Source organism: Pseudomonas sp. FP2254 (assembly GCF_030687695.1).
Lineage (GTDB): Bacteria > Pseudomonadota > Gammaproteobacteria > Pseudomonadales > Pseudomonadaceae > Aquipseudomonas > Aquipseudomonas quebecensis.
Genome location: NZ_CP117444.1, coordinates 316,721 through 339,981, shown reverse-complemented (window position 1 = coordinate 339,981; position 23,261 = coordinate 316,721). Strand labels below are relative to the sequence as shown.

9 protein-coding genes are annotated in these 23,261 nt (G+C 60.5%); 4 read left to right on the top strand and 5 right to left on the bottom strand.

Annotation, left to right across the window (positions count from 1 at the left end):
• Positions 1-32 precede the first annotated feature (32 nt).
• Positions 33-722 (top strand): ABC transporter permease, encoded by a 690-nt coding sequence (locus PSH94_RS01460; RefSeq protein WP_305437709.1) that lies wholly within the window; start codon positions 33-35, stop codon positions 720-722.
• The gene (locus PSH94_RS01455) at positions 703-1,902 is read left to right on the top strand and encodes a methyltransferase (RefSeq protein ID WP_305436211.1); all 1,200 of its coding nucleotides are present in this window, start codon (positions 703-705) and stop codon (positions 1,900-1,902) included. Before PSH94_RS01460 ends, PSH94_RS01455 begins: the two co-directional genes overlap by 20 nt.
• Before the next feature lie 226 nt (positions 1,903-2,128).
• Here the strand turns inward: PSH94_RS01455 and bcsQ are convergent, their stop codons facing one another.
• Together bcsQ and PSH94_RS01445 are read right to left on the bottom strand one after the other, a co-directional pair.
• Positions 2,129-3,088 (bottom strand): cellulose biosynthesis protein BcsQ, encoded by a 960-nt coding sequence (bcsQ, locus tag PSH94_RS01450; protein WP_181080262.1) that lies wholly within the window; start codon positions 3,086-3,088, stop codon positions 2,129-2,131.
• Positions 3,089-3,218: 130 nt separating this feature from the next.
• On the bottom strand, positions 3,219-3,395 hold the full coding sequence (locus PSH94_RS01445) for a hypothetical protein (RefSeq protein WP_181080261.1): 177 nt from the start codon (positions 3,393-3,395) through the stop codon (positions 3,219-3,221).
• Here PSH94_RS01445 and lapG point away from each other — a divergent pair.
• Both lapG and lapD read left to right on the top strand, forming a co-directional pair.
• On the top strand, positions 3,379-4,071 hold the full coding sequence (gene lapG / locus PSH94_RS01440; protein WP_181080260.1) for a cysteine protease LapG: 693 nt from the start codon (positions 3,379-3,381) through the stop codon (positions 4,069-4,071). The genes PSH94_RS01445 and lapG overlap by 17 nt on opposite strands.
• 11 nt (positions 4,072-4,082) lie before the next feature.
• A complete protein-coding gene (gene lapD, locus PSH94_RS01435) occupies positions 4,083-6,029 on the top strand; it encodes a cyclic di-GMP receptor LapD (protein ID WP_305436210.1) in 1,947 nt (648 codons plus the stop codon).
• A 47-nt stretch (positions 6,030-6,076) separates the two neighbouring features.
• On the opposite strand, the gene PSH94_RS01430 is transcribed toward lapD, so the two are convergent.
• The 3 genes from PSH94_RS01430 to PSH94_RS01420 all read right to left on the bottom strand — a co-directional run bounded on the left by PSH94_RS01430 (position 6,077) and on the right by PSH94_RS01420 (position 23,245).
• Positions 6,077-6,415 (bottom strand): tryptophan synthase subunit beta, encoded by a 339-nt coding sequence (locus PSH94_RS01430; protein WP_181080258.1) that lies wholly within the window; start codon positions 6,413-6,415, stop codon positions 6,077-6,079.
• 124 nt (positions 6,416-6,539) lie between these two features.
• Entirely contained in the window at positions 6,540-11,060 is a 4,521-nt protein-coding gene (locus PSH94_RS01425) for an S-layer family protein (protein ID WP_305436208.1), read from the bottom strand.
• Positions 10,943-23,245 (bottom strand): retention module-containing protein, encoded by a 12,303-nt coding sequence (locus PSH94_RS01420; RefSeq protein ID WP_305436206.1) that lies wholly within the window; start codon positions 23,243-23,245, stop codon positions 10,943-10,945. Before PSH94_RS01420 ends, PSH94_RS01425 begins: the two co-directional genes overlap by 118 nt.
• Positions 23,246-23,261: the final 16 nt, after the last annotated feature.

The following is a 23,261-nucleotide window of genomic DNA, read 5'->3' as shown; positions in this document are numbered from 1 at the left end:
ACTACAGCTGGCTGGCGCATTTCGACCTGGGCCTGAACTGGGCCGTGATCATCAAATGGCTGCCCAAATTGGCACAGGGCGCCATCCTCACCCTGGAGCTGGTGGCCATCGCGGTCATCGCCGGGCTGCTGCTGGCAATCCCCCTGGGCATCGCCCGCTCGTCGCGCCGCTGGTATGTGAGCGCCCTGCCTTACGCTTACATTTTCTTCTTTCGGGGTACGCCACTGCTGGTGCAGCTGTTTCTGGTCTATTACGGGCTGGCACAGTTCGATGCGGTGCGTAACAGCTTCATGTGGCCCTACCTGCGCGATCCGTTCTGGTGCGCCACCGCCACCATGACCCTGCATACCGCCGCCTATATCGCCGAGATCCTGCGCGGGGCGATCCAGGCCATCCCACCGGGTGAAATCGAAGCCGCCCGCGCCCTGGGCATGTCCAGGCCCAAGACGCTGTTCTATATCATCCTGCCCCGCGCCTCGCGCATTGGCCTGCCGGCCTACAGCAACGAAGTGATCCTGATGCTCAAGGCCAGCGCCCTGGCCAGTACCGTGACGCTGCTGGAACTGACCGGCATGGCGCGAACCATCATTGCCCGGACCTACCTGCCGGTGGAGATCTTCTTTGCCGCCGGTTTGTTCTACCTGTTGATGGCGTACATCCTGGTACGCGGTTTCAAACTGCTGGAACGCTGGCTGCGCGTCGATGCCTGCCAGGGACGTTGAGGCGCGCTTCCAGGCACTCGATGCCTTCCTGATCGAGCATCAAGGGCTGTGGAAACCACGGCCCTTTACCCATCGCCAACTGGCCTGGGAATCCCGACACCCCGAGCTTGCGCGCTGGCTGCGTCAACGCTCGCTGGACGACGCCGAAGCCAGCCACAACAACCCCTACGATCTTGCGGCGCCCGCGCCGTTTCCACAGCTTGCCGCGCAGGCTCGCCAGCTCAGTGCTGTGGATAAGTTGCCGACCCGCCCCCTGCCCGCCGCGCATCACCGCCTGAACGTCGATGTGCCGGGCCGCAAGTGGCAGCAGATCGAGGCCTTCGGCGCCGCCCTGCAGTTCGCGCAAGCCCCCACGCACTGGCTGGACTGGTGCGCCGGCAAAGGCCACCTGGGCCGCCGCTTGCTGCAAACCGGGCAACAGCTGACTTGCCTTGAATATGACCCGGCGTTGGTCGCCGCCGGGCAGGCACTGAGCGATCACCATGGCCTGCCCGCGACCCATCGCCTGCAAGACGTCATGGCCGCCGTAACCATCAGCGCCGAACACACACCCGTCGCCCTGCACGCCTGCGGTGACCTGCATGTGCGCCTGCTGCAACTGGCCAGCGCACAGGGCTGCAAACAGCTGGCCCTGGCGCCCTGCTGCTACAACCGCATCAGCGCACGGACCTATCAACCATTGTCCGAGGCGGGCCGCGCATCAACGTTGCGACTGTCGATCGAGGATCTCGGCCTGCCGCTCAGCGAAACCGTCACCGCCGGCAAGCGTGTACGCCAGCAGCGGGACACGTCCATGGCCCGCCGCCTGGGCTTCGATCAACTGCAACGTCAATTACGCGGTTGCGACGAGTACCTACCCACCCCGCCTCTGCCCCCTGCGTGGTTGAACGTGCCGTTCGCCGACTACTGCGAGGCGCTGGCGAGTCGCAAAGGTTTATCCACAGGCCAGCAGGATTGGGCCGCGCTGGAGGCATACGGCTGGGCTCGCTTGGCCGAGGTGAGAAACCTGGAATTGGTACGCGGGCTGTTTCGACGACCGCTGGAAATATGGCTGGTGCTGGATCGCGCGCTGTTTCTGAAGGAACAAGGCTACCGCGTTGAACTGGGCAGCTTCTGCGATGCCGCTCTGACACCGCGCAACTTGATGGTGCTTGCCGAGCGCGATCAAGGGGCAAATTGACGCAGCCCAGCCTGTGGATAACTCTGTTGATGGTTTATTTGCGAGGCCTCTGAACGCCTGGGTCACAGACAAAAAGCCGTACTGGTCATTTTTTGTTCACATCATAAAGTGCACTTAAAACAGGCAGTTAAACCCAGATGAGAAACGCTCCACAAAAAGAGTGTTTCTTAATGACGCGTCCAACCGATTGTGCATAAGCGTCTGGCTTAAGCGAATAAACCGCGCTCTACGCGGCTCTTTTGAGCGCGATCAATAACCGGCACAACTCATTGATATCGGCAGCTGCCGGGCTGGACGCTGCGTTATCCAGCGGGTCGGTGGCAAAGGCCAGGGCTTGGCTGATGAGCGCGTCGCCGCGCACGACCACCGAGGGGCTCGTCCTGCGACGCAGCTTGAAGGCTTCGAGCATCTCTCGGTTAAACGCCGAGTGCTCATCCAGTTGATTGATCACGAAGTGGCAACGTGGCGCGCGCGCCCGCTCAAGGTAGGGCGTCAACAGGGCGTCCAACTGATCCTGAGTACCCAGGCAAGCGGCATTCGGCTGGGCGATCACCAACACGATGTCGGCCACGCTCAGGGCTTGATGCACATATACATTGTTACCCGCAGGCGTATCGATGATCACCGTGTGGCCTGCGCTCAGCCCCATGGCCGAGAGGTGCTCGGCCAACCAGGCCGGCTCGCGCGTGAGCCAGCGCTGCAGGCCTTCCTTCTGGCGACTGTCGGTTTCGCCGAAAGGGATCACCTGGCAACCGGCGAACCCCGCTTGCAAGGCAGTGGTCCACGGCGCGTTGAGCAGGCTGCTGCGCCCCACACCGGGCCGCAGGTGATCAACGCCGAAGTGCTGGCGCAACGCGTTTTGCGGGTCCAGGTCCACTGCCACCACCGACTCACCCAGGCGTTGCAAGCCGCTGCTCAATGCCGTGACCAGCGTGCTACGACCCACGCCGCCATTAACCGAGACCACAGCCACCACGGTAGCGCGCAACGGGGCGGCTTCGACATGCGAGGATGACGGATTACCGTGAGTCCCATGAGGGTGGATGCGCGAGCCATCTTCACGGTTCACGCGGGTGCCGTCATCAAATGGAATACTGCCGAAAAAGTGCAGCCGCGCATTTTTGCCCTTCGGGTCACGGGAAACGCTGTTGCCGAACAAGGCAAATAAATCATCGGTGCGGCTCATGGCCGGGGCTCCTTCGCAGCGCCGTTCGAAGACGTGAAAGGTCGGCCAATCAGGTCTGCCCGTACGTATTCTTGTCAGCATGTTATGGGCTGCATTCTGGGTCAGGCCCAATGAAGTGTCATTATTTTGATCAAAAAACCATCAGCCTTTCAGACGAGCGGAAAACTGCCAATTTACTGACGAAAAATACCGTCATTTGCTGGGCGGTGATTTCATCGTGCCATTGTTTTTTACCCGCCATCCCCGCACCATTGCGACACCTTCCAGGCTGCACGTTTTGGGTAAGCGCAGTGGCGATACGCTTCAAACTCTCGCGGTTCCTCTACAGCCTCGCCATCACGGTGGTGTTGGGCGGTGGGCTGCTGGGCGACTTACTCGCCGACTGGGATTTCAGCCAGATCAGCCGCAAAGCCGAAGCGTTGTACGGACCATTGGGCGCGGGGCGGCAGCGCATCGATGCCTGGCAACAGCTGCTGGCCACGCAGAAGCAGGTCAGCGAGAGCGAACAACTCAAAGTGGTCAACTTGTTCTTCAACCGTCAGTTGCACTACGAAGAAGATATCGATCTGTGGCACGAGGTGGATTATTGGGCGACGCCCATTCAGTCCTTGTGGAAAGGCGCCGGCGATTGTGAAGACTATGCCATCGCCAAATACTTCAGCCTGCGTCATCTGGGCGTACCGGCCGAGAAACTGCGCATTACCTACGTCAAGGCCTTGCGCCAGAATCGTGCGCATATGGTACTGACCTACTATTCAAGCCCCGAGGCCATGCCTTTGGTGCTGGACAGCCTGATGGACCCGATTCTGCCGGCCAGCCAACGTCCTGACCTGCTGCCGGTGTATGCCTTCAACGGCGAAGGGCTGTGGCTGACCGGCGCAACGGGTAACAAGAAAGTCGGTGATACCAAGCGTCTGTCGCGTTGGCAGGATGTGTTGAAGAAAATGACCGCCGAAGGGTTTCCGACCGGTTCGGATAATTAACAGGAGCTACGATGTCACTGTTCAAACAATTGCTGATCGCTATCTGCGTGTTCCTGGTGGTCGCGTTCAGCGGTAGCTTCTTCGTCAGCCTGGAAAGTTCGCGTACCCAGTACGTCAATCAGCTGCGCTCCCATGCCCAGGACGCCGCCACCGCGCTGGCGCTGTCGTTGACACCGAATATCGATGACCCGGCAATGACCGAGCTGATGGTCAGTTCGATCTTCGACAGCGGCTATTACGCCAGCATCCGCGTGGTGGACCTGAGCACCAACCAGGTACTGGTGGAGCGCGCCGCCGAGCCGGACGCCAGCAGCGTCCCAGCGTGGTTCGTGAAGATGATCGGCCTGGCCCCGGCCGGCGGCGATGCCATCGTCAGCCGTGGCTGGCAGCAGGCGGCGCGGGTGGAGGTGGTCAGCCACCCAATGTTCGCGCTGGCCAAGCTGTGGCAAAGCGCGTTGGGGAGCCTCGGCTGGCTGCTGCTCTGCGGCGCGGTGAGCGCGGTACTGGGCGCGCTGTTGCTGCGGCGTCAATTGAAGCCGCTGGATTATATGGTCGAGCAGTCCCATGCCATCGCCCGTCGTGAGTTCCTGAGCTTGCCCGACCTGCCCCGCACCCCTGAGCTGCGCCGAGTGGTGCAGGCCATGAACCAGATGGTGGAGAAGCTCAAAGCGCTGTTCCATGAACAGACCGAGCGCAGCGAGAAGCTGCGGGTAGAGTCCTATCAGGACAGCCTTACGGGCCTGGCCAACCGTCGCTATTTCGAGATGCAGTTGCAGTCCCGCGTCAGCAACCTTGAGGATGCAAGCTCGGGCTACCTGCTGATGTTGCGAGTCAACGACTTGAGCGGCCTCAACCAGCGCCTGGGCGGGCAACGCACCGACCAACTGCTGCAGGCCGTCAGCCAGCAACTGGTGCGCACGTGCGCCAAGTACCCCGAAACCCAGAACCTGATTACCCGCAGCCGTGGCGGCGAGTTCGCCGTGCTCGCCCCTGGCCTGGTGCGCGATGAAGCGCAGCAACTGGCCCAGGCGCTGGAAAACACCCTGCAAAGCCTCTATGAAACGGGCGCCACCGATACGCCGACCGTGGCCTACATCGGGCTGGCACCGTACAAACCGGGCGATGCCTCGGCCGACTTGTTGATGCTGGCCGACCAGGCGCTGGCCCAGGCCGAAGCCGGTACCGGCCAGACATGGGTCTGCCTGGAACACCAGACCCAAGGCACCGTCGGCGACGATCACCACAGCTGGCACACCTTGCTCGACAACGCCCTGACCCAAGGGCGCTTCCGGTTGTTTTTCCAACCGGTGGTGAGCAGCAGTGATACCCGGCAGGTGCTGCATTACAAAGTGCTGTCACGTTTGCTCGCCCCACAGGGCCAGACCATCGCGGCGGGCCACTTTTTGCCGTGGCTGGAGCGCTTCGGCTGGACCGCGCGCCTTGATCAGCTGATGCTCGACCTGGTGATCAAGCACCTGACCCAACACAGCCCATCGGTGGCCTTGAACCTGTCGGCCGCCACCTTGAACGACCCTCAGGCGCTGGAGCGTGTTTTCGAACGCCTGGCGCAGCATCCCACGCTGGGACCGCGCCTGACGCTGGAGATCGGTGAAGAGCAAGTGCCCGAGCAATCACAACTGGAGCGCCTGACCCGACGCATGCGCAGCCTGGGCTTCAGCCTTGGCCTGCAACGTTTCGGCGGGCGTTTCAGCATGATCGGCAACCTGGCGAACCTGGGCCTGGCGTACTTGAAAATCGACGGCAGCTACATCCGTACCATCGATCAGGAAAGCCACAAGCGGTTTTTTATCGAAGCGATCCAGCGTGCCGCTCACAGCATCGATTTACCGCTGATTGCCGAGCGCGTGGAAACCGAAGGTGAATTGCGCGTGATTCGCGAGATGGGCATTGAAGGGGTGCAAGGCCAACTGGTCGGTGAACCGGCGCCCTGGAAGTAGCGGCGAAGCCTTCTTGACGGCCGCGCCGTTAAGCAGGCGTACGCGGCTCAGATCAAACCGGTTTCATCGTCATTGATCAGTTCGCTCAACCCGCCCAGGGCCGCCCGGGCCTGGGTACGCTCAAGGAACTTGACCTGCGCGGCGGGTGGCAGGTCAGTGATGCTCATCACGTTTTTGGTGATCAAGACCTGGATCAAGTCATCGAGCACTCGAATCATCTCAAGGTCACTTTGCTTGAGCTGCTTGAGGCTGTTGTCGACCGCATCGTCGGCGAACCACGCCTGAATCTCGTGATGGTCGGCCGGTAGCGTCTCGGTGGCTTCGGCGTAAGCCTGCGCCTCGACGCGCACCAAAGCGTTGTTCTGATCGCGTTGCACGTAGAACATCAACGTTCTCCCAATAAAAAAATCCCTGCAGGTGCCGCGCGCGGCCTCTGCAGAGATTACACACATTTTCCCGACGCTGATGCCCAAGGGACGCCAATCCCGAAAGATTGGCGCCGCCGCAGGATCAGTCGTGATGCTTGACGGTCAGGTCGCCACCGGCGATCAGGCTGTTGATCGCGGCGCTGCCACTGCCCCAGCTCGCGCCATCGACCTTGATCGTGACATCGGCCGTGCCACCACCTGAAGCGGTGAATGCGCCCGTGCTGCTGACACTCAGCGTCGAGTTGCCCGAAGCATCGGTTGATAGCTTCAGATAGTTAGCCAGGTTGGTGTCGTTATTGCCTTGCAGCAAATCGGACAGGTCCAGCTTGTCGCCTTCGCCGTGCTTGAAGTCGGTGATGCGATCGAAACCGCCGTTGGTGTTGGTGTCGCCCTTGAGCCACACGAAGGTATCGGCACCCGCACCGCCGCTGAGCACATCATTACCTTTGCCGCCCACCAGGATGTCGTTGCCTACGCCGCCGGAGAGAGCGTCGTTGCCGCCCTGGCCGAACAGGATGTCGTTACCGGCGTTACCGATCAGGGTATCGCCGCCGTCATTGGTGCCATAGATGTTCGACGCGTTGGCCAGAGCACCGATGTCCTGCACGTGTTCAGTGATGTACTGATGCAAGCTGCGGTCATCGATCTGGTCGACGGTGGTGGACAGCTTCTCGGCGGCGAACGCCTTGAGCGCGGCGCCGCCCTCCTGGCCTTTGTAGCTGATCAGGTCACCGAAGATGATGTCGTTGCCCGAGCCGCCGAAGACGTTGTCGGCACCGGTATCGGCCGTGTGGCCAGTAATGGTATCGGCCAGCTTCGCGGTGTCGATGGTGCTGACTGTCTTGTCGCTGTCGAAGTACTTCTGAAGCATGTCCTTATCGACGCTGTTGCCCAGGCCGATGGCTTGTACCTCAACCCCACCCGTGACAGAAGTCGTCAGCGCCGTGTAAGCGGCCTTGGCGTTTTCCAGCGCGTAATCATAACGGCCGGAATTGCCGGTAGCGCCCGCGACATCGAAACCACCGCGGCCATCGGAGACAACATACCCTTCGAAGCTCTTGGTGCCGTACGAATCGTACGAGTAAACCTTGCCGTCTTTGTCGACAATGACCTGCGTCTGACCGTAGATCGTTGCAGTGACCGGAGTGGTCTGGCCCAGGGTGTAGGTGTAGGCGTTGACCTTGTTGTCAAAGGTAACGTTGGCCCCCCACCAAGAGCTGGTATACCCCAGGCTGATGTTGTCGTACGTAGCGTTGTAGACATTCGGCTCACCGTCGGTAATGAAATACGTCAGGTTTTTTGCACCGGCGTTGCTGGTCGCGTCATTGCTCTTGAACCAGGCAGTTGCCGCGTTGAAGGCATCCTGGTAGTTGGTCGCGTCGCCCGAAGCCATGCTGTTCAACACTGTCTGCAGGGCGGCCTTGGCAGCAGCCTGGTCGGCCAGGTTGACTGACACCTGCGATTCAACCTTGGTATCGAAGTCGACCAACAGCACTTTCACCACGCCGGACCCCGTCAGCTTGGCGTTGGCGATCAGGGTATCGAAGATACTCGAGAGCTGGGTCTTGATCGACGTCATCGCGCTCGTCTCGATACTGCCCGAGGTGTCGACGATAAACGCGATGTTGTAGTTGGCACCCGGAGTGGTGATGCCACCCTTGTCGCCGACCACGATGTTGTTGGCCGAGCTGGAGCCCAGATCAATGGTATCCGCCGCCGCACCGCCTTCCGTGACTGGCGTGTAGACCTGAGGCTTGACCGTAATGGTGGTCGTCGCTACCGACGAACTCAGGCTGTTGCTACCTTCGTTGTCAGTCACGGCAATGTCGATGGTGCGTTCACCAATGGCTGGGTACTTGCTGGTGCTGGAGTACTGGAACGACTCAAGCAACGCTTTGTAGGTCGCCGCATCAGCCACTCCCGACAGAGTCAGCACGATCTTGCCGCTGACATCCGTGCCGACGCTGGTCACGGTGACACCTTTGTAGGTACCGCCCACAGCCACTAGGTTGGAGCTGAGCACGTCACCCGAACTCGCGTTTTTCAGGGTGATGGTCGCGCTTTGCATCTGGGTGCTGTCGACGTCACTGATGGCCACGTTGCCGGTAATCGCAACGCCGCTGGTACCGCGCTCGGTGTATGAAGTGTTGAAGCCCGTGGCGACAGAACCGTCCGCGGTGCTGAGGTCCAGGGTAGGCGCGTCGTTGACGGCAGTGACCACGATGCTCACTTTGCCGGTTGTGACCGCTTCAACGCCGGTGCTCAATTCTTTGGCGGTCGCTTTCACGGTGATATCGAAGCTGGCGGTGGAATCCTTGAACGGCGTAACCGTCAGGGTCTTCAGGTTCCAGGTGCTGACATCGTACAGCGTGGATGCGCCGGTCGACGTGAAGCTGTGGCCCGTGGTGCCGTCAGTGATCACGGTGCCGGCGGGCAGGCCGCTGATTTCCACCTTGTGGGATTCCGAGCCGTCGTTGTCGACAAACGTGGTAGTGATCGGCGCGACCTTGATGGCGGTGTCTTCCAGGCCACGGTTGTAGACGTAGCCGGTGTAATAGCCTTCGCCATTGACCACATGGCTGTCGCCCAGCACCGCGCCGGCCGCTTTCAAGGCGTCCACGCTGGTGTAGGTCTGCAGGCCGCTGTTGCCCAGCGACATCGACGGGCCGCTGTTGATCGACACATTGACGTCGTAGTTGCCGCCGCCGGCCTGGTTGTAGTGGTAGATGTCGAGGGTGTAGTAACCCGACTCCGCCGGAGTGAAGGCCGTGCCGGTAATCGCGCTGCCCTTGCTCCAGGTTTCGGTGGCGACCAACTTGCCGCCCACGGTAATGGCCAGGCTGTCGTCGGCGGTGCCGGTGAAGGTGTAGCTCTTACCGGCTTCCATATAGACCAGGCCGGACACTTTGGTCGCGGTCCCCTCAGCCACATTGCCGTTGCTGACGTTGCTGGTCACGCCGCTGGTGATCGCGCTGGCGGCGGTCTTGGCGTCGATCACGCGGATCAGATCGCTGGAATTGGCCACCCCGTTACCATTGGTTCCCAAATCAGTGCGCAGGTTGCCGCCGCTCCAGGTTTGAATGATCAGGCCGGTCGGCACACCGCTGAATGCGCCGACCGTCACGACAGGAACGTCCGTCACCGGGTGGATATCCACAGTGATGATCTTGGTATCGCTGTAGGCAGTGCCGTCGGTAGCCTGAAACTTCAGCTGGGTGTAATCGACTTGCATGTTGCCCACACCGGTGCCGCCGAAGCTGTTGTCACCCGACTCGTTGGCCGCCGGGGTGAAACGCACGTTGTGGTTATCGAAATCAGACTGGCTGAACGCCTTGCCCGCCGAGGTATCGGTCTTCAGGTCCGCCGACGTCAGTTTGACCCACGTGCCGTTGACGTTGTACTCGATGGAACCGGCAGGCAGGCTGGTGAACACCACCTTCGGATTGGACGAGTCCACATCCTTGACACCGAAAGTCGCCCAGGTCAGTTCGACCGAGGTGTCCTCATTGCTCGCGACAACACCATTGGCTGCCGTCGGCGCATCGTTGACCGCCACGATGTTCACATTGAGCGTGCTGCTGGAGCCGGTGTTGGTGGTGTAGCCGATCTGTGGGACGTCGCCGTTGAAGTCTTTAACCGGCGTGAAAGTGTAGGCGCCGTTCGCACCGATGGTGATTGAACCCACGCCTGTAATGACGGCGGTTTGGCCAGCGGTGTAGGTGGTGCCACCGACGTTGAAGCTCGCCACGGTCAACACGTTGTCCACGTCGCTGTCGTTGGTCAGCACGTTGCCGGTGGCAACCGTATCTTCCTTCGCACTGCCGGTATCAGCCTTGAGGACACTCGGATCATCCACCGCCACGATGTTCACATTCAGCGTGCTGCTGGAGCCGGTGTTGGTGGTGTAGCCGATTTGCGGCACGTCGCCGTTGAAGTCTTTAACCGGTGTGAAGGTGTACGCACCGTTGGCACCGATGGTGATCGAACCCACGCCCGCGATGACGGCGGTTTGGCCGGCGGTGTAAGTGGTTCCACCCACATTGAAGGAGGCAACGGTCAGGACATTATCGACGTCGCTGTCATTGGTCAGCACGTTGCCAGTGGCAACGGTGTCTTCCTGCGCACTGCCGGTGTCAGCCTTGAGGACACTCGGATCATCGACCGCCACGATGTTCACATTCAGCGTGCTGCTGGAACCTGTGTTGGTGGTGTAGCCGATTTGCGGCACGTCGCCGTTGAAGTCTTTAACAGGGGTGAAGGTGTACGCACCGTTGGCACCGATGGTGATCGAACCCACGCCCGCGATGACGGCGGTTTGGCCAGCGGTGTAGGTGGTGCCACCGACGTTGAAGCTCGCCACGGTCAACACGTTGTCCACGTCGCTGTCATTGGTCAGCACGTTGCCGGTGGCAACGGTGTCTTCCTGCGCACTGCCGGTATCAGCCTTGAGGACACTCGGATCATCGACCGCCACGATGTTCACATTCAGCGTGCTGCTGGAACCTGTGTTGGTGGTGTAGCCGATTTGCGGCACGTCGCCGTTGAAGTCTTTAACAGGGGTGAAGGTGTACGCACCGTTGGCACCGATGGTGATCGAACCCACGCCCGCGATGACGGCGGTTTGGCCAGCGGTGTAGGTGGTGCCACCGACGTTGAAGCTCGCACGGTCAACACGTTGTCCACGTCGCTGTCATTGGTCAGCACGTTGCCGGTGGCAACGGTGTCTTCCTGCGCACTGCCGGTATCAGCCTTGAGGACACTCGGATCATCGACCGCCACGATGTTCACATTCAGCGTGCTGCTGGAACCCGTGTTGGTGGTGTAGCCGATTTGCGGCACGTCGCCGTTAAAGTCTTTGACCGGCGTGAAGGTGTACGCACCGTTGGCACCGATGGTGATCGAACCAATGCCCGCGATGACGGCGGTTTGGCCGGCGGTGTAAGTGGTTCCACCCACATTGAAGGAGGCAACGGTCAGGACATTATCGACGTCGCTGTCATTGGTCAGCACGTTGCCGGTGGCAACCGTATCTTCCTGCGCGCTGCCGGTATCAGCCTTAAGAACACTCGGATCATCCACCGCCACGATGTTCACATTCAGCGTGCTGCTGGAACCTGTGTTGGTGGTGTAGCCGATCTGTGGGATGTCGCCGTTGAAGTCTTTGACCGGCGTGAAGGTGTACGCACCGTTGGCACCGATGGTGATCGAACCCACGCCCGCCATGACGGCGGTTTGGCCGGCGGTGTAAGTGGTTCCACCCACATTGAAGGAGGAAACGGTCAGCACGTTATCAACGTCACTGTCATTGGTCAGCACATTGCCGGTGGCAACGGTGTCTTCCTGCGCGCTGCCGGTGTCAGCCTTAAGAACACTCGGATCATCCACCGCCACAATGTTCACGTTCAGCGTGCTGCTGGAACCCGTGTTGGTGGTGTAGCCGATTTGCGGCACGTCGCCGTTGAAGTCTTTAACCGGCGTGAAAGTGTAGGCGCCGTTCGCACCGATGGTGATCGAACCCACGCCTGTAATAACGGCGGTTTGGCCGGCGGTGTAGGTGGTGCCACCGACGTTGAAGCTCGCCACGGTCAACACGTTGTCCACGTCGCTGTCGTTGGTCAGCACGTTGCCGGTGGCAACCGTATCTTCCTGCGCGCTGCCGGTATCAGCCTTAAGAACACTCGGATCATCGACCGCCACAATGTTCACATTCAGCGTGCTGCTGGAGCCGGTGTTGGTGGTGTAGCCGATTTGCGGCACGTCGCCGTTGAAGTCTTTAACCGGTGTGAAGGTGTAGGCGCCGTTCGCACCGATGGTGATTGAACCCACGCCTGTAATGACGGCGGTTTGGCCGGCGGTGTAGTTGGTGCCATTGACGTTAAAGCTCGCCACGGTCAGGACGTTATCGACGTCGACGTCATTGGTCAGCACGTTGCCGGTGGCAACGGTATCTTCCCGCGCGCTGCCGGTATCAGCCTTAAGAACACTCGGATCATCCACCGCCACGATGTTCACATTCAGCGTGCTGCTGGAGCCGGTGTTGGTGGTGTAGCCGATTTGCGGCACGTCGCCGTTAAAGTCTTTGACCGGCGTGAAGGTGTACGCACCGTTGGCACCGATGGTGATCGAACCCACGCCCGCCATGACGGCGGTTTGGCCGGCGGTGTAAGTGGTTCCACCCACATTGAAAGAGGCAACGGTTAGGACATTATCGACGTCGCTGTCATTGGTCAGCACGTTGCCGGTGGCAACGGTGTCTTCCTGCGCGCTGCCGATATCAGCTTTCAGAACGCTAGGGTCGTCGACTGCGATGACGTTGATCGGCAACGTAATCGATTCGGACTTCGGCGATGCTGCGCCATCCTGCGCGGTGGCGGTTACGGTGAGGTTCACCAGGCCATTGGTGTCCGGCGCAGGATTAAAGACCAGTGTGGCCTTGTTCCAGGTGCTGATGTCGATGCTCTGGATGCCTGCCGTCGCGGTGAAGGTATGGCCCGCACCGTCGGAAAGGGTCGCGCCGCTCGGAATACCGCTGACCTCCAGCTTGAGCGTCTCGGAACCATCCTTGTCGGTGGCGTAAGCGTCAATCGCGGACAGCTTGATCGCGTGGTCTTCCAGGCCGGTGTTCAGTACCTGGGTGACGCTGATGTTGTCCATCACGCCACCCAGCGAATTGCTGGTAGGCGCCTTGAACTCGAGCTTGGCATCACCGTCAGCGGTGACAGGCACCACGAAGGTGTAGGTCTTCATGCCTACGGTAGTTGCATCCAGGGTGCCCACCTTGACGCCGCCCCAGAAAACGTCGATCACCGAGTTATTCTCGGCCCCCGCACGTGGCGAGTAGTCGACGCTGATAGTGTACGCCGTACCGCTTTCGGCCTTGATGATGGTGTACAGACTGGCGTCGTCGCCGGCATTTTTTTCCAGCTCGATCACCTGGCTGTTGCCCGGGGTGCCGACACCGTAGACGCTGCTTTGGCCAATCTCGACCTTGCCGTCGCTGTTACCGGTCAACCACTGGGTGGCCGCAGGGGTACCGTTACCTGCTGCGTTATTGGCAGCGCCGACCGCGACCGTGCTCCACGAACCGTTGAGATGGGCGCTGTCGAAGTTGATCGCGGTCACGACGCCGCCGCCGAGCAGGCCCAGGTGCGGGGTGTCGGTCACTGGGGCGATGGTGACTGCTGCAGTGGTATCGGCGCTGGCTTTACCGCCATTGTCGACCGCCGTAAAGGTGAGCGAGGTGCTGCCGCTCCAGTCGCCGGTTGGCGAGAAATAAACCGAGGCTTTGCCGTCGACACCCGCCGGCACTGAGTCGCCGGCTTTGAGTTCGGTTTGCAGGGTGGCATCGCTGTATAGCTTGCCGTTTTCCGGCAATGCGGTGATGACAAACTTGGCGACGGTGCCGTCCACATCGGTGCCGCTCAGTACGATCGTCGCCGCATGGTCTTCATCTGCACCAGCCGGGTTGGCCGCTGCGGTGGGTGCATCGTTGAACAGATCGATGGTGACCTTGCCGGTGGCACTGCCGGTCTGCGGTGGCTCCCGGTCAAGGTTGCCGCCGCCGATGTCGGTGACGTCAATGGTGACACTGCGATCCGTGCCGACCGGGTTATTGCCCGGCGTCTGGAAGGTGATCGCTTCAACCACTTTGGTGAAGTCAGCCGCGCTGCTGCCGGCCGACGAGTTGCTGGTGAGGGTATAGACGATTTTGCCATCGGCGGCACTGCCGCTCTGAGTGATGGTAATCCCGGCAACGGCCAGTGCCTTGAGCACATCGGCACTGCTTAGCAGGTCACCAGACGCCAGTTTATCGACCGTGACCACCACTTTGCTGAAAGTGGTGTTGTCGACGTCGCTGATGCTCAGGTTTTTGACCAGTGCACCGGCCTCGGCTTGCTCGGTGAACGTGGTGCTGTCGAACTGCACCACAGGCGGATCGTTGACCGGAACCACCTTCACCACGGAAGTCACAGGGGCCGAATCGAGCTGGCCATCGTTGACGGTGATGGTCAGTGTGCGGTCGGTCGGGGCCGGGTTCTGGCTTTCGCTGGCGAAGTGCACCGAGCGCAGGACTTCCTGGTATTCGGCTTTGGTGGCGTCACCGGACAAGGTCAATACGCCGGTGCCTTTGTCATAGCTGACGGTGATTTTCGCATTGCTTGCATCTGCAATCAGTAAGTCTCCTGCCAGGGGATTGACCAGCGTGACTTTGGCACTTTGCAGGGTACTGTTGTCCACATCGCTGACCGTCAGGTTCGCCGCGATGTAGCCGCCTGGCTTGCCTTCGATGTAGGTGTCGCCGAAGGCATTGGTCGAAGCGTTGCCCAGTACAGGGGCGTCGTTGACGGGGTCGATCTTCACGTCGAGGGTGCTGCTGGAACCAGTGTTGGTGGTGTAGCCGATTTGTGGGACGTCGCCGTTGAAGTCTTTAACCGGGGTGAAGGCGTAAGCGCCGTCGGTGCCGATGGTGATCGAGCCCACGCCTGCAATGACGGCGGTTTGGCCGGCAACATAACTCGCGCCGTTGACGGTGAAGCTGGCGACGGTCAGGACGTTGTCCACGTCGCTGTCGTTGGTCAGCACGTTGCCGGTAGCAACCGTGTCTTCCTTGGCACTACCAGTGTCAGCCTGCAAGACGCTGGCATCGTCGACAGGGTCGATCTTCACGTCCAGGGTGCTGCTGGAGCCGGTGTTGGTGGTGTAGCCGATTTGTGGGACGTCGCCGTTGAAGTCTTTAACCGGGGTGAAGGCGTAAGCACCGTCGGTACCGATGGTGATAGAACCCACGCCTGCAATGATGGCCGTCTGGCCAGCGGCGTAAGTAGTCCCACCCACATTAAAGCTGGCAACGGTCAGGACGTTATCGACGTCGCTGTCGTTGGTTAGCACATTGCCGGTGGCGAGGGTGTCTTCCTTGGCGCTGCCGGTATCGGCCTGCAGGACACTGGCGTCGTCAACCGGGTCGATCTTCACGTCCAGGGTGCTGCTGGAGCCGGTGTTGGTGGTGTAGCCGATTTGTGGGACGTCGCCGTTGAAGTCTTTGACTGGGGTGAAGGCGTAAGCGCCGTCGGTGCCGATGGTGATCGAACCCACGCCAGCAATAACAGCGGTCTGGCCCGCTTGGTAGTTAGTGCCGTTGACGGTGAAGCTGGCAACGGTCAGGACGTTATCCACGTCGCTGTCATTGGTCAGCACATTGCCGGTGGCGACGGTGTCTTCTTTCGCGCTGTCGGTGTCGGCTTGCAGGACGCTGGCGTCGTCGACCGGGTCGATCTTCACGTCCAGGGTGCTGCTGGAACCGGTGTTAGTGGTGTAGCCGATTTGCGGCACATCGCCGTTGAAGTCTTTAACCGGCGTAAAGGCGTAAGCGCCGTCGGTGCCGATGGTGATCGAACCAACGCCTGCAATGACGGCGGTTTGACCGGCAACATAACTCGCGCCGTTGACGCTGAAGCTGGCGACGGTCAGGACGTTATCCACGTCGCTGTCATTGGTCAGCACATTGCCGGTGGCAACGGTGTCTTCTTTCGCGCTGCCGGTGTCAGCTTGCAGGACGCTGGCGTCATCGACCGGGTCGATCTTCACGTCAAGGGTGCTGCTGGAGCCGGTGTTGGTGGTGTAGCCGATTTGTGGCACATCACCGTTGAAGTCTTTAACCGGCGTAAAGGCGTAAGCACCGTCGGTACCGATGGTGATCGAACCCACGCCTGCAATGACGGCGGTTTGGCCGGCAACATAACTCGCGCCGTTGACGGTGAAGCTGGTAACGGTCAGGACGTTATCGACGTCGCTGTCGTTAGTCAGCACATTGCCGGTGGCGACGGTGTCTTCCTTGGCGCTGCCGGTGTCAGCCTGCAAAACGCTGGCGTCGTCGACCGGGTCGATCTTCACGTCAAGGGTGCTGCTGGAGCCGGTGTTGGTGGTGTAGCCGATTTGTGGCACATCACCGTTGAAGTCTTTAACCGGCGTAAAGGCGTAAGCACCGTCGGTACCGATGGTGATCGAACCCACGCCCGCGATGACGGCAGTTTGGCCGGCGGTGTAAGTGGTTCCACCCACATTGAAGCTGGCAACGGTCAGCACGTTATCGACGTCGCTGTCGTTGGTCAGCACGTTGCCGGTGGCAACGGTGTCTTCCTTGGCGCTGCCGGTGTCGGCCTGCAAAACGCTGGCGTCGTCGACCGGGTCGATCTTCACGTCAAGGGTGCTGCTGGAGCCGGTGTTGGTGGTGTAGCCGATTTGCGGTACATCACCATTGAAGTCTTTAACCGGGGTGAAGGCGTAAGCGCCGTCGGTGCCGATGGTGATCGAGCCAACGCCCGAGATGACGGCGGTTTGGCCCGCTTGGTAGTTAGTGCCGTTGACGGTGAAGCTGGCGACGGTCAGGACGTTATCGACGTCGCTGTCGTTGGTCAGCACATTGCCGGTGGCGACGGTGTCTTCCTTGGCGCTGCCGGTGTCGGCTTGCAAAACGCTGGCGTCGTCGACCGGGTCGATCTTCACGTCCAAGGTACTGCTGGAACCGGTGTTAGTGGTGTAGCCGATTTGCGGTACATCACCGTTGAAGTCTTTAACCGGGGTGAAGGCGTAAGCGCCGTCAGTACCGATGGTGATCGAACCCACGCCTGCAATGATGGCCGTCTGGCCAGCGGCGTAAGTGGTTCCACCCACATTGAAGGAGGCAACGGTCAGGACGTTATCCACGTCGCTGTCGTTGGTCAGCACATTGCCAGTGGCAACGGTGTCTTCCGTCGCGCTACCGGTGTCGGCTTGCAGGACGCTGGCGTCGTCGACAGGGTCGATCTTCACGTCGAGGGTGCTGCTGGAACCAGTGTTGGTGGTGTAGCCGATTTGTGGGACGTCGCCGTTGAAGTCTTTAACCGGGGTGAAGGCGTAAGCGCCGTCGGTGCCGATGGTGATCGAGCCCACACCAGCAATAACAGCGGTTTGGCCCGCTTGGTAGTTAGTGCCGTTGACGTTGAAACTCGTAACGGTCAGGACGTTATCGACGTCGCTGTCGTTAGTCAGCACATTGCCGGTGGCGACGGTGTCTTCCTTGGCGCTGCCGGTATCGGCCTGCAGGACGCTGGCGTCGTCGACAGGGTCGATCTTCACGTCGAGGGTGCTGCTGGAGCCGGTGTTGGTGGTGTAGCCGATTTGCGGTACATCACCATTGAAGTCTTTAACCGGGGTGAAGGCGTAAGCGCCGTCGGTGCCGATGGTGATCGAGCCAACGCCCGAGATGACGGCGGTTTGGCCCGCTTGGTAGTTAGTGCCGTTGACGGTGAAGCTGGCGACGGTCAGGACGTTATCGACGTCGCTGTCGTTGGTCAGCACATTGCCGGTGGCGACGGTGTCTTCCTTGGCGCTGCCGGTGTCGGCTTGCAAAACGCTGGCGTCGTCGACCGGGTCGATCTTCACGTCCAAGGTACTGCTGGAACCGGTGTTGGTGGTGTAGCCGATTTGTGGGACGTCGCCGTTGAAGTCTTTAACCGGGGTGAAGGCGTAAGCGCCGTCGGTGCCGATAGTGATCGAACCCACGCCCGCGATGACGGCGGTTTGACCGGCGGTGTAAGTGGTTCCACCCACATTGAAGCTGGCAACGGTCAGGACGTTATCGACGTCGCTGTCGTTGGTCAGCACGTTGCCGGTGGCAACGGTGTCTTCCTTGGCGCTGCCGGTGTCGGCTTGCAAAACGCTGGCGTCATCGACGGGGTCGATCTTCACGTCGAGGGTGCTGCTGGAACCAGTGTTGGTGGTGTAGCCGATTTGTGGGACGTCGCCGTTGAAGTCTTTAACCGGGGTGAAGGCGTAAGCGCCGTCGGTGCCGATGGTGATCGAACCCACGCCCGCGATGACGGCGGTTTGGCCGGCGGTGTAAGTGGTTCCACCCACATTGAAGCTGGCAACGGTCAGGACGTTATCGACGTCGCTGTCGTTGGTCAGCACGTTGCCGGTGGCAACGGTGTCTTCCTTGGCGCTGCCGGTGTCGGCTTGCAAAACGCTGGCGTCATCGACGGGGTCGATCTTCACGTCGAGGGTGCTGCTGGAACCGGTGTTGGTGGTGTAGCCGATTTGCGGCACATCACCATTGAAGTCTTTAACCGGCGTGAAAGCGTAAGCGCCGTCGGTGCCGATGGTGATCGAGCCAACGCCCGAGATGACGGCGGTTTGGCCCGCTTGGTAGTTAGTGCCGTTGACGGTGAAGCTGGCAACGGTCAGGACATTGTCGACGTCGCTGTCATTAGTCAGCACGTTGCCGGTGGCGACGGTGTCTTCCTTGGCGCTGCCGGTATCGGCCTGCAGGACGCTGGCGTCGTCGACAGGGTCGATCTTCACGTCGAGGGTGCTGCTGGAGCCGGTGTTGGTGGTGTAGCCGATTTGTGGGACGTCGCCGTTGAAGTCTTTGACTGGCGTAAAGGCGTAAGCACCGTCAGTACCGATGGTGATCGAACCCACACCAGCAATAACAGCGGTTTGGCCTGCTTGGTAGTTAGTGCCGTTGACGGTGAAACTGGCAACGGTCAGGACATTGTCCACATCGCTGTCATTGGTCAGCACGTTGCCGGTAGCAACCGTGTCTTCCTTGGCACTACCAGTGTCAGCCTGCAAGACGCTGGCATCGTCGACAGGGTCGATCTTCACGTCGAGGGTGCTGCTGGAGCCGGTGTTGGTGGTGTAGCCGATTTGCGGCACATCACCATTGAAGTCTTTAACCGGGGTGAAGGCGTAAGCGCCGTCAGTACCGATGGTGATCGAACCCACGCCCGCGATGATGGCCGTCTGGCCAGCGGCGTAAGTAGTCCCACCCACATTGAAGCTGGCGACGGTCAGGACGTTATCCACGTCGCTGTCATTGGTCAGCACATTGCCGGTGGCAACGGTGTCTTCTTTCGCGCTGCCGGTGTCGGCCTGAAGGACGCTGGCGTCATCGACCGGGTCGATCTTCACGTCGAGGGTGCTGCTGGAGCCGGTATTGGTGGTGTAGCCAATCTGCGGCACATCACCATTGAAGTCTTTAACCGGCGTAAAGGCGTAAGCACCGTCGGTGCCGATGGTGATTGTGCCCACACCAGCAATAACAGCGGTCTGGCCCGCTTGATAGTTAGTGCCGTTGACGGTGAAGCTGGCGACGGTCAGGACGTTATCGACGTCGCTGTCGTTGGTCAGCACATTGCCGGTGGCGACGGTGTCTTCCTTGGCGCTGCCGGTGTCGGCTTGCAAAACGCTGGCGTCGTCGACCGGGTCGATCTTCACGTCCAAGGTACTGCTGGAACCGGTGTTAGTGGTGTAGCCGATTTGCGGTACATCACCGTTGAAGTCTTTAACCGGGGTGAAGGCGTAAGCGCCGTCAGTACCGATGGTGATCGAGCCCACGCCTGCAATGACGGCGGTTTGGCCCGCTTGGTAGTTAGTGCCGTTGACGGTGAAACTGGCGACGGTCAGGACGTTGTCGACGTCGCTGTCATTGGTCAGCACGTTGCCGGTGGCAATGGTGTCTTCTTTCGCGCTGCCGGTGTCGGCCTGCAAGACGCTGGCGTCGTCGACGGGGTCGATCTTCACGTCCAGGGTGCTGCTGGAGCCAGTGTTGGTGGTGTAGCCGATTTGTGGCACATCACCGTTGAAGTCTTTAACCGGCGTGAAGGCGTAAGCACCGTCGGTGCCGATGGTGATCGAACCCACGCCGGCGATAACAGCGGTCTGGCCCGCTTGGTAGTTAGTGCCATTGACGGTGAAACTGGCGACGGTCAGGACGTTGTCCACGTCGCTGTCATTAGTCAGCACGTTGCCAGTGGCAACAGTGTCTTCTTTCGCGCTGCCAGTGTCAGCCTGCAAGACGCTGGCGTCGTCGACCGGGTCGATCTTCACGTCGAGAGTGCTGCTGGAGCCAGTGTTGGTGGTGTAGCCGATTTGCGGCACATCACCATTGAAGTCTTTAACCGGGGTGAAGGCGTAAGCACCGTCGGTGCCGATGGTGATCGAACCCACACCCGCGATGATGGCGGTTTGGCCGGCGGTGTAAGTGGTTCCACCCACATTGAAGGAGGCAACGGTCAGCACGTTATCCACGTCGCTGTCGTTGGTCAGCACATTGCCAGTGGCAACGGTGTCTTCTTTCGCGCTGCCGGTATCGGCCTGAAGGACGCTGACGTCGTCGACCGGGTCGATCTTCACGTCCAAGGTGCTGCTGGAGCCGGTGTTGGTGGTGTAGCCGATTTGCGGCACATCGCCGTTGAAGTCTTTAACCGGCGTGAAAGCGTAAGCACCGTCGGTAGCGATGGTGATAGAACCCACGCCTGCAATGATGGCCGTCTGGCCAGCGGCGTAAGTAGTCCCACCCACATTGAAGCTGGCAACGGTCAGGACGTTATCGACGTCGCTGTCGTTGGTCAGCACGTTGCCAGTGGCAACGGTGTCTTCTTTCGCGCTGCCGATGTCGGTTTGCAAGACGCTGGCATCGTCGACAGGGTCGATCTTCACGTCGAGGGTGCTGCTGGAACCGGTGTTGGTGGTGTAGCCGATTTGCGGCACATCACCGTTGAAATCTTTGACAGGGGTGAAGGCGTAAGCGCCGTCGGCACCGATGGTGATCGAACCCACACCAGCAATGACGGCGGTTTGGCCGGCGGTGTAGGTGGTCCCACCCACATTGAAGGAGGCAACGGTCAGGACGTTATCGACGTCGCTGTCATTGGTCAGCACGTTGCCGGTAGCAACCGTGTCTTCCTTGGCGCTGCCGGTGTCAGCCTGCAAAACGCTGGCGTCGTCGACCGGGTCGATCTTCACGTCCAGGGTGCTGCTGGAACCGGTGTTGGTGGTGTAGCCGATTTGCGGCACATCACCATTGAAGTCTTTGACAGGGGTGAAGGCGTAAGCGCCGTCGGTGCCGATGGTGATCGAACCCACGCCTGCAATGATGGCCGTCTGGCCAGCGGAGTAAGTGGTTCCACCCACATTGAAGCTGGCAACGGTCAGCACGTTGTCCACATCGCTGTCGTTGGTCAGCACGTTGCCGGCAGCAACGGTGTCTTCCGTCGCGCTGCCTGTGTCGGCTTGCAGGACGCTGGCGTCATCGACCGGGTCGATCTTCACGTCCAAGGTACTGCTGGAACCAGTGTTGGTGGTGTAGCCAATCTGCGGCACATCACCGTTGAAGTCTTTAACCGGCGTAAAGGCGTAAGCGCCATCAGCACCAATGGTGATCGAGCCAACGCCCGCGATAACGGCCGTCTGGCCCGCAGTGTAAGTGGTGCCGTTGACATTAAACGTGGCAACGCTCAGCACGTTATCCACATCAACGTCATTGGCAAGTACATTGCCGGTAGCAACGCCGTCTTCCCGTGCACTGCCGTTGTCCGCTTGCAGGACACTCGGATCGTCCACTGCGTCGACCTTGACCACCAGCGTGCTGCTCGAGCCGGTATTGGTGGTGTAGCCAATCTGCGGCACGTCGCCGTTGAAGTCCTTGACCGGCGTGAACGTGTAAGCGCCATCAGCCGCGATGGTGATGGAGCCGACGCCAGCAATGACAGCCGTTTGACCGGCGATGAACGTCGCACCGCCGACGTTGAACGTAGCGACCGACAAGACATTGTCGATATCGCTGTCGTTCGTCAGCACGTTGCCGGTGGCAACGCCATCTTCGGCAATGGTGCTGCTATCCGCCTGCAAAACACTTGGGTCATCCACTGCGTTAACGGTGGTGGTGGCTGCCTGCGGGTTGATTGCCAGGTTTTCGTAATTGCCGCCCGTCGCACTGGTGATGGTCGCGCTGACACTAAGGTCTTTGCCATCAGCCAGATTGACTGGGGTATCGACGCTCACGGTGCCGGTGGTCTTGCCGGCTTCGATGGTGATGGTGGTGTTGTTGGACAGCGTGATGGTGACGTCGGTCTGCGCGGCGTTGTTCACGGTGGCGGTGTAGACGATTTTGCCACCTTCATCCACCGAAGCCGTCGCGGTGAGCGTAACGGTGGTGGTGTCGATGGTGTCATTGACCTGAGTGACGGCCGGCGTCGGGTCGGTGGTGATGATCAGGTTGCCGCCGCCGGAGGTGCCGGCGATGGTGGCCGAGATCGACGAGGCGTCCAGGTAAGGCGTGTCATTGCCGGCGAAGGTGACGTTCAGGGCGCCCGAGGTCTGGCCGGCCGCGACTACCACAGCGAGGCCATTGGACAGCGTGACGGTCAGGTCACTGGTGGGGGCCTGAGTGACGAACACGGTGTAAACCACTACGCCACCGGCTTCGGTGATGGTCGGCGTGGCGGTCAGGGTAATAGTGACGTTGCGCGGGTCGACGCCGTTGTTATCAGCGCCGGTCAGGGTGTTAGCCGCCGCATCTGCAGCATTTAAACCGTTGGTCGGATAACCGATGGTTGGGTCGACCACACCGGCCGTCGCTTCCAGCACGACAAAGCTATGGCCGCCGCCGACGGCGCCATCTGCACCGGCTGCGGTCGGGCCTGCCGCAGTGGCTTCAAGATCTTGGGTCGGGTCGGCACCGGCGGCGATGGCTTGCTGCAGTTCGGCGACGGACGGTGCTGCTTGAGCGGTGGCGGCGCTGAGGTCGGTGGTCGAGTCAGGTGCATTGGCGCTCCACTGGGTGTCGCGGCCCAGGTCAATGACGCGGCCATCGGTCAGTTCCAGCGAAACGGCGCCCGCCGGGCCAGTGTCGACCAGCTCGCCGGCGAACAGACGATCACCTTCTACCAGCAGGCGGCGGATCCCTTCTGGGGATACTGCGAACACTTGACCGACAATGCTTTTGACGACCGCAACGCTGCTCATAAAAGACTCTCCGTGT

What these genes read in the sequence shown, in the direction of transcription:
- PSH94_RS01455 (WP_305436211.1), top strand. Translation starts at nt 703, where the DNA reads ATGCCTGCCAGGGACGTTGAGGCGCGCTTCCAGGCACTCGATGCCTTC.
- bcsQ (WP_181080262.1), bottom strand. Translation starts at nt 3,088, where the DNA reads ATGAGCCGCACCGATGATTTATTTGCCTTGTTCGGCAACAGCGTTTCC.
- lapD (WP_305436210.1), top strand. Translation starts at nt 4,083, where the DNA reads ATGTCACTGTTCAAACAATTGCTGATCGCTATCTGCGTGTTCCTGGTG.
- PSH94_RS01430 (WP_181080258.1), bottom strand. Translation starts at nt 6,415, where the DNA reads ATGTTCTACGTGCAACGCGATCAGAACAACGCTTTGGTGCGCGTCGAG.
- PSH94_RS01420 (WP_305436206.1), bottom strand. Translation starts at nt 23,245, where the DNA reads ATGAGCAGCGTTGCGGTCGTCAAAAGCATTGTCGGTCAAGTGTTCGCA.